General features: G+C 68.3%; 14 protein-coding genes and 1 other RNA gene. 10 read left to right on the top strand and 5 right to left on the bottom strand.

Translation table 11 applies throughout. The features are described from left to right. Positions 1–42: 42 nt before the first annotated feature. Both G6N26_RS02175 and G6N26_RS02170 read right to left on the bottom strand, forming a co-directional pair. Entirely contained in the window at positions 43–1,605 is a 1,563-nt protein-coding gene (locus G6N26_RS02175) for an alpha/beta hydrolase (RefSeq protein ID WP_095577025.1), read from the bottom strand. A 144-nt stretch (positions 1,606–1,749) separates the two neighbouring features. Then, positions 1,750–3,306: an alpha/beta hydrolase gene (locus G6N26_RS02170; protein WP_083019921.1), complete on the bottom strand. Its 1,557-nt coding sequence runs from the start codon at positions 3,304–3,306 to the stop codon at positions 1,750–1,752. Between the two features lie 190 nt (positions 3,307–3,496). Between G6N26_RS02170 and panB the strand changes: the two genes are divergently transcribed. Both panB and G6N26_RS02160 read left to right on the top strand, forming a co-directional pair. Then, positions 3,497–4,342 carry a 3-methyl-2-oxobutanoate hydroxymethyltransferase gene (panB, locus tag G6N26_RS02165; RefSeq protein WP_083019961.1) on the top strand — a complete coding sequence of 282 codons (846 nt, stop codon included), beginning with the start codon at positions 3,497–3,499 and terminating at the stop codon, positions 4,340–4,342. Positions 4,343–4,554: 212 nt separating this feature from the next. Continuing rightward, positions 4,555–5,736, top strand: a complete 1,182-nt coding sequence (locus G6N26_RS02160) for a glycoside hydrolase 5 family protein (RefSeq protein ID WP_194164301.1) — start codon at positions 4,555–4,557, stop codon at positions 5,734–5,736. Positions 5,737–5,746: 10 nt separating this feature from the next. Here G6N26_RS02160 and G6N26_RS02155 read toward each other — a convergent pair whose 3' ends face one another. Continuing rightward, positions 5,747–6,130, bottom strand: a complete 384-nt coding sequence (locus tag G6N26_RS02155) for a heme-binding protein (RefSeq protein WP_372460810.1) — start codon at positions 6,128–6,130, stop codon at positions 5,747–5,749. Positions 6,131–6,258: 128 nt separating this feature from the next. On the opposite strand from G6N26_RS02155, the gene G6N26_RS02150 reads away from it, so the two are divergent. The 3 genes from G6N26_RS02150 to G6N26_RS02140 all read left to right on the top strand — a co-directional run bounded on the left by G6N26_RS02150 (position 6,259) and on the right by G6N26_RS02140 (position 9,473). Further along, complete coding sequence (locus tag G6N26_RS02150; protein WP_083019923.1) at positions 6,259–7,467, top strand: FAD-dependent oxidoreductase; 1,209 nt, start codon at positions 6,259–6,261, stop codon at positions 7,465–7,467. Positions 7,468–7,558: 91 nt separating this feature from the next. Continuing rightward, entirely contained in the window at positions 7,559–7,804 is a 246-nt protein-coding gene (locus G6N26_RS02145) for a hypothetical protein (RefSeq protein WP_083019925.1), read from the top strand. Between the two features lie 91 nt (positions 7,805–7,895). Further along, a complete protein-coding gene (locus G6N26_RS02140) occupies positions 7,896–9,473 on the top strand; it encodes a CYTH and CHAD domain-containing protein (RefSeq protein WP_083019963.1) in 1,578 nt (525 codons plus the stop codon). Positions 9,474–9,559: 86 nt separating this feature from the next. Here the strand turns inward: G6N26_RS02140 and rnpB are convergent. Further along, an RNA gene (rnpB, locus tag G6N26_RS02135) (RNase P RNA component class A) lies at positions 9,560–9,961 on the bottom strand. A gap of 87 nt (positions 9,962–10,048) precedes the next feature. Between rnpB and G6N26_RS02130 the strand changes: the two genes are divergently transcribed. Continuing rightward, the gene (locus tag G6N26_RS02130) at positions 10,049–10,759 is read left to right on the top strand and encodes a 2OG-Fe(II) oxygenase (RefSeq protein WP_083019927.1); all 711 of its coding nucleotides are present in this window, start codon (positions 10,049–10,051) and stop codon (positions 10,757–10,759) included. Between the two features lie 3 nt (positions 10,760–10,762). Here G6N26_RS02130 and G6N26_RS02125 read toward each other — a convergent pair whose 3' ends face one another. Further along, positions 10,763–11,392, bottom strand: coding sequence for a class I SAM-dependent methyltransferase (locus G6N26_RS02125; protein ID WP_083019929.1), 630 nt, complete (start codon positions 11,390–11,392; stop codon positions 10,763–10,765). A 46-nt stretch (positions 11,393–11,438) separates the two neighbouring features. Between G6N26_RS02125 and G6N26_RS02120 the strand changes: the two genes are divergently transcribed. From G6N26_RS02120 to G6N26_RS02105, 4 genes are all read left to right on the top strand, one after another. Next, positions 11,439–12,014, top strand: a complete 576-nt coding sequence (locus G6N26_RS02120) for a helix-turn-helix domain-containing protein (protein WP_067172568.1) — start codon at positions 11,439–11,441, stop codon at positions 12,012–12,014. A gap of 84 nt (positions 12,015–12,098) precedes the next feature. Further along, the gene (locus G6N26_RS02115) at positions 12,099–12,941 is read left to right on the top strand and encodes an AraC family transcriptional regulator (RefSeq protein ID WP_083019965.1); all 843 of its coding nucleotides are present in this window, start codon (positions 12,099–12,101) and stop codon (positions 12,939–12,941) included. After that, positions 12,895–13,299 carry a VOC family protein gene (locus G6N26_RS02110; RefSeq protein WP_067172566.1) on the top strand — a complete coding sequence of 135 codons (405 nt, stop codon included), beginning with the start codon at positions 12,895–12,897 and terminating at the stop codon, positions 13,297–13,299. The genes G6N26_RS02115 and G6N26_RS02110 overlap by 47 nt, the downstream gene beginning before the upstream one ends. Positions 13,300–13,622: 323 nt before the next feature. Continuing rightward, positions 13,623–15,575 carry an aconitate hydratase gene (locus G6N26_RS02105; protein ID WP_083019931.1) on the top strand — a complete coding sequence of 651 codons (1,953 nt, stop codon included), beginning with the start codon at positions 13,623–13,625 and terminating at the stop codon, positions 15,573–15,575. The last annotated feature ends 3 nt before the right edge of the window (positions 15,576–15,578 follow it).

The following is a 15,578-nucleotide window of genomic DNA, read 5'->3' as shown; positions in this document are numbered from 1 at the left end:
AGAAGCGTTGCGATGGTCGCGCGCGGGGCCGCCCAGGGCTGGTCAGGAGCCGCAGCGGTAGGACGCCGGCGGCGGCGCGCCCGCGACCAGGTAGCGCACCACGGCGTTGTCCACGCACTGGTCGCCATTGAAGACCGCGGTGTGCTGCGTGCCGTCGTAGGTGATCAGCGGTCCGCCCAACTGGCGGGCGAGGTTCACCCCGGCCTGATACGGGGTCGCCGGGTCGTGCGTGGTGGAGACGACGACGACCTTGCCCGGCGCCATGGGCGGCGCGGCGTGCGGCGCCGACGTCGGCGGGACGGGCCACAGCGCGCACAAATCGCGGGGAGCGTTTCCGGTGAACGGTCCGTAGCTCAGGAAGGGCGCGGCCTGGCGGATCCGCTGATCCGCGGTCACCCAGCTGGCCTGGTCGGTCGGATTCGGGGCGTCGACGCAGCGGATCGCGTTGAACGCGTCCTGGTCGTTGGAGTAATGCCCGGTGCGGTCTCGCCCCTGATAGTCGTCGGCGAGCAGCAGCAGGTCGCCGGCGTCGGTGCCGCGCGCCAGGCCGAGCAGGCCGCTGGTCAGGTATTTCCAGTGCGTCGGCGTGTAGAGCGCGTTGACGGTGCCGGTGGTCGCGTCGGCGTAACTCAGCCCGCGCGGGTCCGCGGTGCGGCCCGGCTTGGTGGCCAGCGGGTCGACCAGGGCGTGGTAGCGGGCGACGAATTGGGACGGGTCGGTGCCCAGCGGGCAGCCCGGCGAGCGGGCGCAGTCGGTGGCGTAGTCGTTGAAAGCGGTTTGGAATCCGGCCATTTGGTTGACGTTCTCGTCGATGGGCCCGACCGTCGGGTCGATGGCACCGTCGAGCACCATCGCCCGCACGTGGTTGCTGAACTTCTCCAGGTAGGCGGTGCCCAGCTCGGTGCCGTAGCTGTATCCCAGGTAGTTGATCTGTTCGTCGCCCAGCGCCTGGCGCACCGCGTCCATGTCACGCGCGACGGACGCGGTGCCGGTGTTGGCCAAAAACGCGGCGCCCATCCGGTTGACGCACTGCTGGGCCAGCTGCCGGTAGAGCTGCTCGATGTGCGCGACGCCGGCCGGGCTGTAGTCGACCATCGGTTCTTGCCGATACGCGTCGAACTCGGCGTCGGTGCGGCAGCGCAGCGGCGGGGTGGAGTGGCCCACCCCGCGTGGGTCGAAGCCGACCAGGTCGAAGTTGCGCCGGATCGCCGAGTTCTCCAGGTCCGGCGCCATCGCGGCCACCATGTCGACCGCCGAGCCGCCGGGTCCGCCGGGATTGACGAGCAGCGATCCCATCCGTTGTCCGGTCGCGGGCACGCGGATGACCGCCAGTTTGGCCTGGGCGCCGCCGGGGTTGTTGTAGTCGATCGGGACCGACACCGTGGTGCATCGCGCGGCGGGGATATCGCTTGTGTCCGAGACGAATTGGTCGCAGCTTCCCCAGCCCTGCGGAACCGCGGCCGCCGGCGGGTTGGGGGCCGGGGTTTGCCCGGCCCCGGGTTCGGGCGTCGCGCCGGCCACCGGCAGTCCGGCGCAGCCGGTGAGCACCAGACCGAATGAAAGCAGCGCCGAGCTCACGGATCTCAGGCGCGACATGGCTGTCATCGTTGCAGCCGCGGGTACCCGTGGCGGCGCGAAATGATTACGCCTTGGTCTCGGCTGCCTCGCTCGCCGAGCGTGCGCTCACGGCGACGAATCGACGAAAATCCCGCCGTGAGTGCACGTTCGGCGCGGAAATGATCGCGCGGCTCAGCACTTGGCGCCGCTGGGCGGGGTGGTGCCGCCGACCAGATAGGCCGTCACATAGTTGTCGATGCACCCGTCGCCCTGGAAGACGACCGTGTGCTGGGTTCCGTCGTAGGTCAGCAGCGAGCTGCGCAGCTGGTTGGCCAAATCCACGCCGGCCTTGTAGGGGGTCGCCGGGTCGTGGGTGGTCGACACCACCACCGTCGGCGCCAGCCCGGGCGCGGAGATCGTGTGCGGCTTGCTCGTCGGCGGCACGGGCCAGAACGCGCAGGTGCCCAGCGGGGCGTGGCCGGTGAACTGCCCGTAGCTCATGAACGGTGCGATCTCCCGGGAGCGGCGGTCTTCGTCAATCACCTTGGCCCGGTCGGTAATCGGCGGCTGGTCCACGCAGTTGACGGCCACCCGCGCGTCGGTGGCGTTGGTGTAGTGGCCGTGCACGTCGCGGCGCATGTACATGTCGGCCAGGGCGAGCAGGGTGTCGCCGTGGTGGTCGACGAGTTCGGACAGGCCGTCGGTCAGGTGGTGCCACAAGTTGGGTGAGTACAGCGCCATGATGGTGCCGACGATGGCGTCGCTGTAGCTCAGTCCGCGCGGGTCGTTGGTCGGGACCGGCCGGCCGATCATGGGGTTGTCGGGGTCGACCATCGGGTCGACCAGGCTGTGGTAGACGTCGACGGCCTTGGCCGGGTCGGTGCCCAGCGGGCACGTCGGTTGCTTCGCGCAGTCGGCGGCATAGTTGTTGAACGCGTCCTGGAATCCCTTGGCCTGCCGCAGATCGGCTTCGATGGGATCGGCGTTGGGGTCGACGGCGCCGTCGAGAATCATCGCGCGCACCTTGTTCGGGTAGGCCTCGGCATACGCCGAGCCGATCCGGGTGCCATAGGAGTAGCCGAGGTAGGTCAGCTTGTCATCGCCCAGCGCCGCCCGGATGGCATCGAGGTCCCGGGCGACGTTGACCGTGCCGATGTTGGCCAGAAAGCCCTTGCCCATCTTGTCGACGCAGCGACCGACGAACTGCTTGGTCTCGTCCTCGATGTGGGCCACACCGGCCGGGCTGTAGTCCACGTTCGGCTCGGTGCGCAGCCGGTCGTTGTCGGCGTCGGAGTTGCACCAGACCGCCGGTCGCGACGCGCCCACCCCGCGGGGATCGAAGCCGACGAGGTCGAAGCGTTCGCGGACCCGCTTCGGCAACGACTGGACGACGCCGAGCGCCGCTTCGATGCCGGACTCCCCCGGCCCGCCGGGGTTGATCACCAACGAACCGATCTTGTCCCCGGTCGCGGGAAAACGAATCATCGCCAGCGTGGCGTCGTCGCCGTCGAGGTTGTCGTAGTCGACCGGCACCGCCAGCTTGCCGCACAACGCGCCGGCCGGCAGCTTGATCTTCGGGTTCGCGGCCCGGCACGGCGTCCACTCCACCGCCTGCCCCAGCTTGGGCTCGGACATGACGGCGCGGCCCACCACCACGCGCTCGCAGCCCGCCACAAGCAGCGCAACGGCAGCGATCGACGTCCAGATCAGCAGCGTGCGCGCGCTCATACCGCGGCGAGACAAACCCATGCCAACATATGCTGCCAGAGGAAACCGGAGATCCTGATCAGCGGCACCGCCGCGCCCGGAGCATGGCCTGTCTCACACTGTCGCGCCGTTTCAACCGCGCCGAAGAAATGGCAGAATGACACCCGTCAGACGAACCCGGGGACCCGCATTGGGCCACGAGGATCGACCCGACCACCCATTAGGGACAATGATGTCTGAGCACAACGTTTACGGTGCCAACTCGTCTGCGCCCGCGCAGCCGCTCACCAAGATTCGCACCCACCACCTGCAGAAGATGAAGGCCGAAGGGCACAAGTGGGCCATGCTCACGGCCTACGACTATTCGACCGCCCGCATTTTCGACGAGGCGGGCATCCCGGTCCTGCTGGTCGGCGACTCCGCGGCCAACGTCGTCTACGGCTACGACACCACCGTGCCGGTGTCGATCGACGAACTGATCCCGTTGGTCCGCGGCGTGGTGCGCGGCGCCCAGCACGCCATGGTCGTCGCGGACCTGCCGTTCGGCAGCTACGAGGCCGGGCCCGCCGCCGCGCTGGCCGCCGCTACGCGGTTCATGAAAGAGGGCGGCGCGCACGCGGTGAAGCTCGAGGGCGGCGAACGGGTCGCCGAGCAGATCGCCTGCCTGACCGCCGCGGGCATCCCGGTGATGGCGCACATCGGGTTCACCCCGCAGAGCGTGAACAGCCTGGGCGGCTTCCGGGTCCAGGGCCGCGGCGACGCGGCCGAACAGACCGTCGCGGACGCGATCGCCGTCGCCGAGGCCGGGGCGTTCTCGGTGGTGATGGAGATGGTGCCGGCCGAGTTGGCCACGCAGATCACCGGCAAGCTGACCATCCCGACCATCGGGATCGGCGCCGGACCGAACTGCGACGGGCAGGTCCTGGTGTGGCAGGACATGGCCGGCATGAGCAGCGGCAAGGCCGCCCGTTTCGTCAAGCGCTTCGCCGACATCGGCGGGGAATTGCGCCGGGCCGCAACGCAATATGCGCACGAGGTGGCCGGCGGGGTTTTCCCGGCCGACGAACACTGCTTCTGATTGGCCGCGTAGGATTGAAGAATAGTCGGCGCGCTGCGCCGCGCTCTCAGACCGCCGATCTGAGGGTCCCGGCTGGTTGACGGCGTTATCCCAGTCACTATGAAACCGCCGAAATGCGTTGTGTGACAGGGATGTACGATTGCTTTAGAGAAACGATCCATACTCTACGAGCAAGGGTGAACCACATCGACCGGGGGAACCGAGGTGACTTCGTGCACCGTCGAATGGTGTTGAAGTTGCCGCTGTTAGCGGCAGGAGGCATTGCTTTGGCCCGCGCACCACATGCGTCAGCGCAGCCCCCGCGCACCTCACCGCAGGCCAGCCGCTGGTCGCCCGAGCGGGCCAACCGCTGGTATCAAGCGCAGGGTTGGCCGGTGGGCGCGAACTACATCACGTCCAACGCCATCAACCAGCTGGAGATGTTTCAGGCCGACACGTTCGATCCCCGGCGCATCGACACCGAATTGGGCTGGGCCCAGTCCAACGGCTTCAACGCGGTGCGGGTCTTCCTGCACGACCTGCTCTGGGCGCAGGACCACCGCGGGTTCCAGGGCCGTCTCGCGCGGTTCGTCGACATCGCGGCCCACCACGGCATCAAACCGCTGTTCGTCTTGTTCGATTCGTGTTGGGATCCGTTCCCGCAGCCGGGTCCGCAGCGCGCGCCCCGGCCCGGTATCCACAACTCCGGTTGGGTGCAGAGCCCGGGCGCCGCGCGCCTCGACGACCGCGGCTACGTCCGCACCCTGCGCGGGTATGTCACCGGCGTCCTGACCCAATTCCGCAATGACGACCGCATTTTGGGCTGGGACCTGTGGAACGAACCGGACAATCCCGCGGACACCTACGCGTCGGTGGAGCGCAAGGACAAGCTCGACCTGGTCGCCAACCTGCTCCCTCAGGTGTTCGAGTGGGCGCGGCTGGTCGATCCGCGCCAGCCGTTGACGAGCGGCGTCTGGCACGGCGAGTGGGCCGACCCGGCAAGCCGCAGCGTCATCGCCGGCATCCAGCTCGACAACTCCGACGTCATCACCTTCCACTGCTACGGCGAACCGGCGGAGTTCGAGAGGCGCATCGACCAGCTCGTCCCGCTCGGGCGGCCGATCCTGTGCACCGAGTACATGGCCCGGCCGCTGGGCAGCACGGTGCAAAACATCCTGCCGATCGCCAAGCGCGCCGGCGTCGGCGCATTCAATTGGGGATTCGTGGCCGGCAAGACCCAGACGTACTTTCCCTGGGACTCCTGGGACCAGCCGAACCCGGATCCGGCGATGCCGCAGGAATGGTTTCACGACCTGCTCGGCCCCGACGGACGGCCGTTCCGCGACACCGAGATTCAGACGATCCTCGAGTTGAGCGACCTGGCGATGCATCTGCAGCCGCCGCCGGCCGGCTGACCGCGATGCGTCAGCGGCACCGATTCTGGAAGTCCGTCAGCGGCTGGCGAATGCCCTCGAGGTCGGTATGGGTCTGGGGGTTGGCATCCATGTACTGCTTCAACTGATCACGCATGTCGCTGCGCGGTTGGCCCTTCAAACTGGTGAAGTACGCGTTGACGTCCGGATGCGTGAACAGGTAGGCCGACGTGGCCGCGGCGACGCCCGCCGAAACCTGGGCCAGATCGGCCGCCGTGCAATTGGGCAGCGACGACACGGGGGCCGGCTCCGGATCGTCCATCGGCACGTCCGCCGCTGCCGAACCGGCCGCCGGGAAAAGCATTGCCACACTGGCCGCGCAGGCCGCCATGCCGCCGGCAACGGCCCGGGCTGCCGGGCGAACAAAAGACCCCATGCACACGCTCCTTCGTCGACCATCGCGCAAGGCGAGCGGTATTCGTACCGCACACCATAAGGGGTTTCGGCGGCGCACACGCGCGAATCAGACGGCAAACAATTGCGGGCGCGCGGTAGGGTCGGGCCGTGGCGGAAGTCCTTCAGACCCAGGTATGTGTCGCCGGTGGGGGCCCCGCCGGCCTGGTTCACGCGCTCTTGCTCGCCCGCGCCGGAATTCGGGTTGTGGTTTTGGAGAAACACAATGACTTCCTGCGCGACTTCCGCGGCGACACGGTGCATCCGAGCACCCTGCGGATCATGGACGAGCTCGGGTTGGTCGACGAGCTGCTGCGGCTGCCGCACACCAAAGTCGACCGGGTCGCGTTTGACACCGACGGGTCCATTCGCACCTTCGGCAACTTCGGTGTGCTCAAACGGCTGGGTTTCAAGCAGCCCTACATCGCGTTGATGCCGCAGTGGGACTTCCTCGACTTTCTCGCCGAAAAAGCTTCCGCCTACCCGGAATTCACGCTGATCCGCAACGCCGAGGTCAAAGACCTGATCTTCGACGGCGGCCGGGTGGTCGGGGTGCGCACGCCCGAGCTCGAGGTGCGCTGCGACCTGGTGGTCGGCGCGGACGGGCGCAAATCGGCGGTCCGGGCCGCGGCCGGGCTGGAGGTCGCCCGGGCGCACTCGCCGATGGACGTGCTGTGGTTCCGGCTGAACTGGCGTCCCGGCGATCCGCAGGAGCTGTACGGCGTGGCCCGCAAAGGCTTCATCATGGCCCTGATCTACCGGGGCGACTACTGGCAGATCGCCCATCTAATGCCGAAGGGATCGAACCCCCGCGACGGATCGCTCGAGGCATTCAAAGAGCGCATCGTGACGGCACGGCCTCAGCTACGCGAACACGTCAACGACCTTCGCTCCTGGGACGAGACCAGTCAGCTCGACGTGCGGGTGGACCGGCTCAAGACGTGGTGGCGCACCGGCCTGCTCTGCATCGGCGATGCGGCCCATGCCATGTCACCGATCGGTGGCGTCGGGATCAACCTCGCCGTCGCCGACGCGGTGGCGGCGGCCAACATCCTGAGCGCCCCGCTGCGCGAAGGCCGGCTGCGCGACACCGACCTCGCCAAGGTGCAGCGCCGCCGCGAGCTGCCAGCCCGGGTCATCCAGGCCATTCAGGTGGTCGCCCAGGACCGGGCGATCGCCCCCAACTTGAACGGCGACCTGTCCCCCATCCCCATTCCCGCGATCGTGGGTCGCGGCCCGCTGCAATCCATCCCGCCGATCGCCTTCGGACGCGGCCTGCGGCCCGAACACGTCCGCACTCCGGACATGCACACCGCCTGACCGGTCCGGCGGCGGCGTCGATATTCAGAATCTCGGCCCGCCAGGGGCCGCACGACGGCACAATGCACTGAGGGTCGGAAGGAGATTGCAGATGAATCGCCGCCGCGGGCTTGCCGCATTGCTGGTGTTCTCGGGCGTGGTTGCCGTCCCCGCGATCCTTACCGCGGTGCCGTCCGCCGATCGGGTGGAGGCGACCGTGTGCGTGGGCGCGGGCCGACGCATCTCGGTGAGTGGCTGTACCAACATCGCCGACAACATCGCCCGCTACGCCCCGCCGCCCGCGGTCTATGCGCCGCTGCCGGAGGACGAGACGACGGCCCCTCCTCCGCCGCCATAACGTCGTCACCTCCGTATGGCAGGCTATGGGTCTCATCCCCACCGTCCACCACGTTCAAGGCCGCGGCGACGCGCCGTCAACGGAGCCGAAGATGCCTGCAAAAACGCCGCAGACCTCGCGTCACCTGGAGGTAGAGCGCAAGTTCGACGTCGTCGAGTCCACCGTGTCGCCGTCGTTCGAAGGGATCGCCGCGGTCGCCCACGTCGAGAAGTCGCCGACGCAAACCCTGGATGCGACGTACTTCGACACGCCCGCACATGACCTCGCGCGCAACAAGATCACGCTGCGTCGCCGCACCGGCGGCTCCGACGCGGGCTGGCATTTGAAGCTGCCGGCCGGGCCCGACGCGCGCACCGAGATTCGCACCCCGCTGGACGCCTCGGGACCCGACGGCAACAACACGGTGCCCACCGAGCTGACGGACGTCGTGCTGGCCATCGTCCGCGACCGGCCGCTGCAGCCGGTCGCGCGCATCACCACCGAGCGCGAGAGCCAGGTGCTGTACGACGCCGCGGGCGTCGCGCTGGCCGAGTTCAGCAACGACCACGTCACCGCGTGGTCGACGCGGGGCCCCGAGGACAGCCCTGCCGACACCATCGACGAAACCGGTGCAGCGCCCACCGAGCTGGAATGGCGGGAGTGGGAGTTGGAGCTGCTCGAGGCGGGCAACCGATCCAACGGCGCCGCCGCCACCGAGCTGCTGAACCGGTTGAGCAACCGGCTGCTGGACGCCGGCGCCGCACCCGCCGGCCACGGCTCCAAGCTGGCGCGGGTGCTGGGCACCCCGCCACCGCTGGACGGCGCGCAGCCGTCCGAGGATCCGTTGCAACGCGCCATCGCCGAGCAGGTCCGCGAGTTGCTGGTGTGGGATCGCGCGGTGCGCGCCGACGCGTATGACTCCATCCACCAGATGCGGGTGACCACCCGCAAGCTGCGCAGCCTGCTGCGCGATTACCAGGATTCGTTCGGGTTGCCCGACGAGGGATGGGTCCTCGACGAGCTGCGTGAGCTCGCCGGGATTCTGGGGATAGCGCGCGACGCCGAGGTGCTCGCCGAGCGCTACGAACGTGACTTGGACGGGCTCACACCGGAATTGGTGCGCGGCCCGGTGCGCGAACGCCTGGTCGGGGGCGCCCAGCGTCGCTACCAGACCGGGCTGCGCCGGTCGTTGATCGCAATGCGCTCGCAGCGCTACTTCCGGTTGCTCGACTCCCTGGACGCGATCGCGGCCGCGACCCCCGGCGCCGCCACTGCCGAGGAACAGGCTCCGGTGACGATCGACGCCGCCTACAAGAAGGTCCGCAAGGCCGCGAAGGCCGCCGCCCAGGTCGACCGGGAACAGCCCGACGACCACCACCACCGCGACGAGGCGATACACCGAATCCGCAAGCGCGCCAAGCGACTTCGATACACCGCGGCCGCCACCGGCGCGGACAAGGTGTCCGAGCAGGCCAAGGCCGTGCAGTCGCTGCTCGGTGATCATCAAGACAGCGTGGTCAGCCGGGAGCACCTGCGCCAGGAGGCGGAAATCGCCCACGCCGCCGGCGAAGACACCTTCACCTACGGCCTGCTGTATCAGCGGGAGGCCGACTTGGCGCAGCGGTGCCGCGCAGACCTCGACGGCGCCCTACGCAAACTCGCCAAAGCGGTACGCAAGGCGGGGCACTAGCGCGCGTGTGCCGGGTCGCGAGACTGCAACTACCGACACCTCCACTCGGCGAATGGGTCGCTAGTTGCAGTTTCGCGGGGGGCGGGCGGACGAGTTGACCTGTAAGCCGGATTCTGTTCCCCACCGCCGCGCGTGAGCAACGGCGGTGCGGCGGCGACCATCCATCTGGACACACCGTCACCGGGTGCCTCGAGCGGCCTACCCGCAGGCTCGGGCGAGCAGCCCTCAAACGCCTGCGCGGCCGCACCAGAGGTGCGGCCTTCTTGGCCTTGCTTCGGGTGGGGTTTGCCGAGCCACCCCGGTCACCCGGGATGCTGGTGCGCTCTTACCGCACCGTTTCACCCTTACCACCGCGAGGGTGGCGGTCTGTTTTCTGTGGCACTTTCCCGCGAGTCACCTCGGATTGCCGTTAGCAATCACCCTGCTCTGTGAAGTCCGGACTTTCCTCGAACCGCCTTGCGACGGTCCGCGGCCGCCCGGCCAACTCGTCCGCGACGATAAACGGTACTACCTGCGCGATGCCGGGGCCAGCAACCGTTTACCGTGGACTCGGATCACGAATCGGAAGGACGCGGATGTCCCGATGGAGAAGCCGCGTCGACTCGGGTGATTGGGAGGCCATCGCCGCCGCGGTCGACGAGCACGGCGGGGCACTGCTGCCGCGACTGGTCACCTCCAGCGAGGCGGCGCGGCTGCGCAAGCTCTATGCCGACGACGCCCTGTTCCGCTCCACGATCGACATGGCGCCCAAACGCTATGGGTCCGGGCAGTACCGCTATTTCCACGCGCCCTATCCCGAACCGATCGAGGAACTCAAACAGGCGCTCTATCCCCGGCTGCTGCCGATCGCCCGCGACTGGTGGGGCAGGCTCGGCCGGGACACGCCCTGGCCGGACCGCCTCGACGATTGGCTGGCGGCCTGCCACGCCGCCGGCCAGACCCGATCCACCGCCCTGATGCTGAAGTACGGTGCGGGCGACTGGAATGCGCTGCATCGGGACCTCTACGGGGAGCTGGTGTTCCCCCTGCAGGTGGTGATCAATCTCAGCGACCCGGCCACCGACTACACCGGCGGTGAATTCCTGCTGGTCGAACAGCGACTGCGGGCGCAATCCCGCGGCACGGCAACACAATTGCCGCAGGGGCACGGCTACGTCTTCACTACGCGGGAACGGCCGGTGCGCTCGGCGCGCGGTTGGTCCGCGGCGCCGGTGCGCCACGGCGTGTCTGTGGTTCGCAGTGGGCAGCGCTACGCCATGGGATTGATCTTTCACGACGCGGCGTAGGGGTTATCGGTCTCGCCGCAACGCGATCACGTTGTCGGGCACCCTGGCCGTTTCCCCGTTGACGGTCATCTCGCGCTCGACGGCGTCGGCGCGCAACCGCGTCCACGCGGCGGTGTCCAGCCGCAACGAGGCGATCACCTCCTCGATACCGAGGAAGGAGTGATCGTGGTGCTGCGCCCACGGCGGCACCGCCCCGTGGTCCACGATCAGCAGCACGCCGCCGGGACTCACCCGGTCGGCGGCGTGCCGCAACACGTCTTCGCGATCCAGGCGGGCCGGTGAATGAAAATACTGGGCGGAGATCAGGTCGAACATCCCTTGCGGGAAGCTCTCGTTGAGGTTGTGGCGCTCAAAGTCGATGCGGGCCAGTATATTCCGCTCCGAGGCGGCCGCGCGGGCGCGTTGCAGCGCGGTGTCGGAGACGTCGACGGCCACCACCCGCCAGCCGCGGTCGGCGAGCCACAGCGCGTCGGCCCCCTCCCCGCAGCCCAGGTCCAGGGCGCGGCCGGGCGGCAGGTCTGCGGCCACCTCGGCGAGCCGGGCGTTGACCCGTCCGCTCCACACCCGCTCGATCGACCGGTAGCGCTCTTCCCAGAACTGCTGGGCATCATCGGGTTTGCACGAACTGTCCATACCGCGAGCTTGCCCACCCCCGATCGTTTTGCCAAGCTGGATTGCCATGCAGGCAAAAACCACTCCCGATATCGACCTCGTGGTGCGGCGGCGGCTCCGGGAGCTGCGCGCGCAGCGCGGCATGACGCTGCAGGAGGTCGGCGAGCGGGCGGGCATCGACGTCTCGACGCTGAGCCGCCTCGAGTCCGGCAAACGGCGCTTGGCGCTGGATCATCTGCCGCGGCTGGCCCGGGCCCTGTCGGTGAGCACCGACGAGTTGCTGCAGACCTCGCCGGCGCCGGACCCGCGGGTGCGTGGCGCCGCGCACACCCACCACGGCGTCACCTACTGGCCGCTGACCCGCCAGGGCCCGGCCGGTGGCCTGCACGCGTTCAAGGTTCGCGTCAGCGCCCGCCGCCGCAATCCGCCCGCCGACCTGCCCGTGCATGAGGGTCAGGACTGGATGTACGTGCTGTCCGGCCGGATGCGGCTCATCCTCGGCGACCGTGACTTCACCATCGACCCGGGCCAGGCCGTCGAATTCTCGACGTGGACGCCGCACTGGTTCGGCGTGGTGGACGGGCCGGTGGAGGCCATCGTGATCTTCGGCCCGCACGGCGAGCGGCTGCACCTGCACAGCTGACCGCTGCGGCGTTAGCGTGGTGTGGTGGACCGGGGCTCGGAATACCACGTGGCGGCGCCGCGCAGTGCGCCGGGCGTGACGTCCATGGTCGGATACCGGACCCTCGACGTTCCCGAGACGGTGCACCGCGGCATGCCGTCCTCGACGTTGACCTTCATCGTCAGCCTCGACGACGGGGTGGAAGCCGGCGCCACTGCCGGCGCACTGGCCGTCGCGCGCCCCAACCCGCTGCTGCTGAGCGGCCTGCACGTGCAGGCCAGCCACGTGCGACAGCGCCGCGGCCAGGCCGGCGTGCAGCTGGCGGTGCATCCGCTGGCCTCACGCGCGCTGTTCGGCGTGCCGAGCGCCGAGCTTCCCGTCGCCGAGTACGACGCGACCGCGGTGTTGGATCGCGGCGGGCACGAATTGCATGACCGCGTCAGCGAGGCGGACGGCTGGCCGGACGTGTTCGCCCTGGTGGCCCACTACCTCATCGAGGCGCGGCGGCGTCGCGAGAGCGCGAGCGTGCGTCCCGAGGTCGCGTACGCCTGGCACCTGCTGGAACGCAGCCGGGGCCGGATACCGGTGGCCACCTTGGCGGATACGGTCGGCGTGACCACCCGGTATCTGACGACGCTGTTCGGTCAGGAGGTCGGCCGCTCGCCCAAGACGGTGGCGATGCTCATGCGGTTCCAGCACGCGACGGCGCGCATCGCCGCGTCGGCGCGCCGGTACGGACGCGTCGACCTGGCGGCGGTCGCGGCCGCCACGGGGTACAGCGACCAGGCGCACATGACCCGCGAATTCGTCCGGTTCGCCGGTGTGCCGCCGCGACGCTGGCTGGCCGACGAGTTCCGAAACATTCAAGACGGCGGCCATTCGTTCGGCGCACAGTGGGACCATGACCGCTTCGAATCCGACCGTCTGGTTGACATTGCAGGCCCATGACGCGCCCAAGCTGATCGATTACTACATCGACACATTCGGCTTCGTCCTCGCGGCGCGCTACGGCCAGGGCGAGACCGTCGATCATGCGCAACTGAACTGGCCGCACGGCTCCGGCGGGATCATGCTGGGCACCTACAAGCCCGACGCGCAATGGTGCCGCGAACCGGGCACCGCCGGCGGTTACGTCGTCACGACCGATCCCGACGCGCTCTACGAACGGGTGCTGCAGCGTAAGGCCGAGATCGTGCGCCCGCTCGACGAAACCGATTACGGCGCACGCGAATTCACCGTCCGCGATCCCGAAGGCAACCTGTGGTCCTTCGGCGACTACGGCGGCGCGTCGCCCTCAGCCGCCTAGATACGCGTCTGGTTCACCAACCGCACCGAAGATGCTCCGCCGGAATAGAACTCGGCGATGCTCAACGATCTCCAGGTCGAGATGCAACCGCATGGAACTGCGCCTGGGATTGCGTGAATTTCAAGAGTGCACAACGACTGCGAACGCCGTGACCGTTGGCCCGACGAAATAGCCCGGCCCTGCTGCCTGAGTTGGCCGCACGCAGCGAAGCTACCGTGTGGCCGAGCCGGCGACCGCCGCCGCGCACTAATCGCACTAAAACAACCGCTTCGGGGTACTCCACAGCGTGAGGTCATCACGCATGGCGTAGGAGGCAACGAAGTATGGCCATGAACGTCGCTCACAAGCTGATCAGCTCTCATCTGGAATCCGGGGAGATGACCCCGGGGCAAGAGATCGCGATCCGGATCGACCAGACGCTGACCCAGGATGCGACCGGCACGCTGGTGATGCAGGAACTCGAGGCGCTCGGGCTCGATCGCGCCCGCACCGAGGTGAGTGTGCAGTACGTCGACCACAACCTGCTGCAGGGCGACGAGAAGAACGCCGAGGATCACGAGTACCTGCGCACCGCGGCGCAACGCTTCGGCCTGTGGTTCTCCAAACCGGGCAATGGGGTCTCGCACCCAACTCACATGCAGCGCTTCGGCATCCCCGGCAAGACGATGGTGGGCTCCGATTCTCACACTCCGGCGGCGGGATCGCTGGGCATGCTCGCGATCGGCGTCGGTGGTCTCGAGGTGGCGCTCGCGATCACCGGGCGACCACTGCACATCCGGATGCCCGAGGTATGGGGTGTGCGGCTCGAGGGTGAGCTGCCCCAGTGGTGTTCAGCCAAAGACGTGATCTTGGAGATGTTGCGCCGCCACGACGTAAAGGGCGGGGTGAACCGGATCATCGAGTATCACGGTCCCGGTTTGGCGAAGCTGACGGCGATGGACCGCCACGTCATCGCCAACATGGGCGCCGAACTCGGGGCCACCACGACGGTGTTTCCCAGCGACGAGGCCGTTCGCGAATTCCTGCGCGCCGAGGGGCGCGAGGACGACTGGGTTGAGTTGCTGGCCGACGATGACGCGGGCTACGACGTCGAGGACACGATCGACTTGTCGCAGATCGAGCCGCTGATCGCCAAACCGTCGTCACCGGGCAACGTGGTACCGGTCCGCGAGGTGGCCGGCGAGGGCGTCGCCCAGGCGGTGATCGGTTCGAGCGCCAACCCCGGGCTGCGGGATTTCGCGATCGCGGCCGCGATGGTGGCGGGACGCCAGACGGCCCCGCAGGTCAGCTTCGACATCAACCCGACGTCGCGCGAGATCTTGGCCGACCTGACCAAGATGGGCGCGACGCTGGATCTGGTGGTGGCCGGCGCGCGCATTCACCAGGCGGGCTGCATGGGGTGCATCGGCATGGGTCAGGCTCCCGCGGTCGGTCGCAACTCGCTGCGCACGATGCCCCGCAACTTCCCCGGCCGGTCTGGCACCAAGGAGGACGCGGTGTGGCTGTGTTCGCCCGAGACGGCCGCGGCATCGGCGCTGACGGGAGTGATCACGGATCCGCGGGACTGGGCCAAAGAGGAGCAGATGGAGTACCCGAAACTTGATCTGCCCGAGTGCAACTCCGTCAACACCGCAATGCTGGTGCCTCCGCCGGACGCCGAGGAGGCACAACGTGTCGAGCCCGTGAAGGGGCCCAACATCTCGAGCCTGCCCGAGTTGTCGCCGCTGCCGGACGAAGTCGAGGCGCCGGTGTTGCTCAAGGTCGGCGACAACATCTCCACCGACGAAATCTCACCGGCCGGCGTGCAGGCTCTTCCGCTTCGGTCCAACATCCCGAAGCTCGCACTGTTCAGCTTCACCCGGGTCGACGACTCCTACCCCGAGCGGGCTCAACAGGCCGGCGACGGCGGGCACATCATCGTCGCTGGGGACAACTACGGCCAGGGCTCGTCGCGTGAGCACGCCGCGATCGCACCGCGCTACCTCGGGTTGCGCGTCGTCATCGCCAAGTCCTTCGCACGCATCCACTGGCAGAACCTGGCCAACTATGGAATTTTGGCGCTCGAATTCGACAATCCCGGTGACTACGATTCGATCGACCAAGACGACACCCTCCGCATCCAGAATCTGACCGCGCTGGACCAAGGGGATGCCCTGCAGGTCGAGAATGTCAGCAAGGGATCGTCATTCTCTGTGCGGCATCGGCTCTCGCCACGACAGGTCAAGGACGTCTTGGCCGGCGGCCTGATCCCTCGACTCAACCAAGAGCAAAAGTGACGT

The organism is Mycobacterium marseillense (assembly GCF_010731675.1).
Classification (GTDB): domain Bacteria; phylum Actinomycetota; class Actinomycetes; order Mycobacteriales; family Mycobacteriaceae; genus Mycobacterium; species Mycobacterium marseillense.
This window is presented reverse-complemented; position numbering and strand designations above follow the sequence as displayed.

Coding starts and splice junctions, on each gene's coding strand:
- G6N26_RS02175 (WP_095577025.1), bottom strand. CDS start 1,605: ATGACAGCCATGTCGCGCCTGAGATCCGTGAGCTCGGCGCTGCTTTCA.
- G6N26_RS02170 (WP_083019921.1), bottom strand. CDS start 3,306: ATGGGTTTGTCTCGCCGCGGTATGAGCGCGCGCACGCTGCTGATCTGG.
- panB (WP_083019961.1), top strand. CDS start 3,497: ATGTCTGAGCACAACGTTTACGGTGCCAACTCGTCTGCGCCCGCGCAG.
- G6N26_RS02155 (WP_372460810.1), bottom strand. CDS start 6,130: ATGGGGTCTTTTGTTCGCCCGGCAGCCCGGGCCGTTGCCGGCGGCATG.
- G6N26_RS02145 (WP_083019925.1), top strand. CDS start 7,559: ATGAATCGCCGCCGCGGGCTTGCCGCATTGCTGGTGTTCTCGGGCGTG.
- G6N26_RS02140 (WP_083019963.1), top strand. CDS start 7,896: ATGCCTGCAAAAACGCCGCAGACCTCGCGTCACCTGGAGGTAGAGCGC.
- G6N26_RS02130 (WP_083019927.1), top strand. CDS start 10,049: ATGTCCCGATGGAGAAGCCGCGTCGACTCGGGTGATTGGGAGGCCATC.
- G6N26_RS02125 (WP_083019929.1), bottom strand. CDS start 11,392: ATGGACAGTTCGTGCAAACCCGATGATGCCCAGCAGTTCTGGGAAGAG.
- G6N26_RS02120 (WP_067172568.1), top strand. CDS start 11,439: ATGCAGGCAAAAACCACTCCCGATATCGACCTCGTGGTGCGGCGGCGG.
- G6N26_RS02115 (WP_083019965.1), top strand. CDS start 12,099: ATGGTCGGATACCGGACCCTCGACGTTCCCGAGACGGTGCACCGCGGC.
- G6N26_RS02110 (WP_067172566.1), top strand. CDS start 12,895: ATGACCGCTTCGAATCCGACCGTCTGGTTGACATTGCAGGCCCATGAC.
- G6N26_RS02105 (WP_083019931.1), top strand. CDS start 13,623: ATGGCCATGAACGTCGCTCACAAGCTGATCAGCTCTCATCTGGAATCC.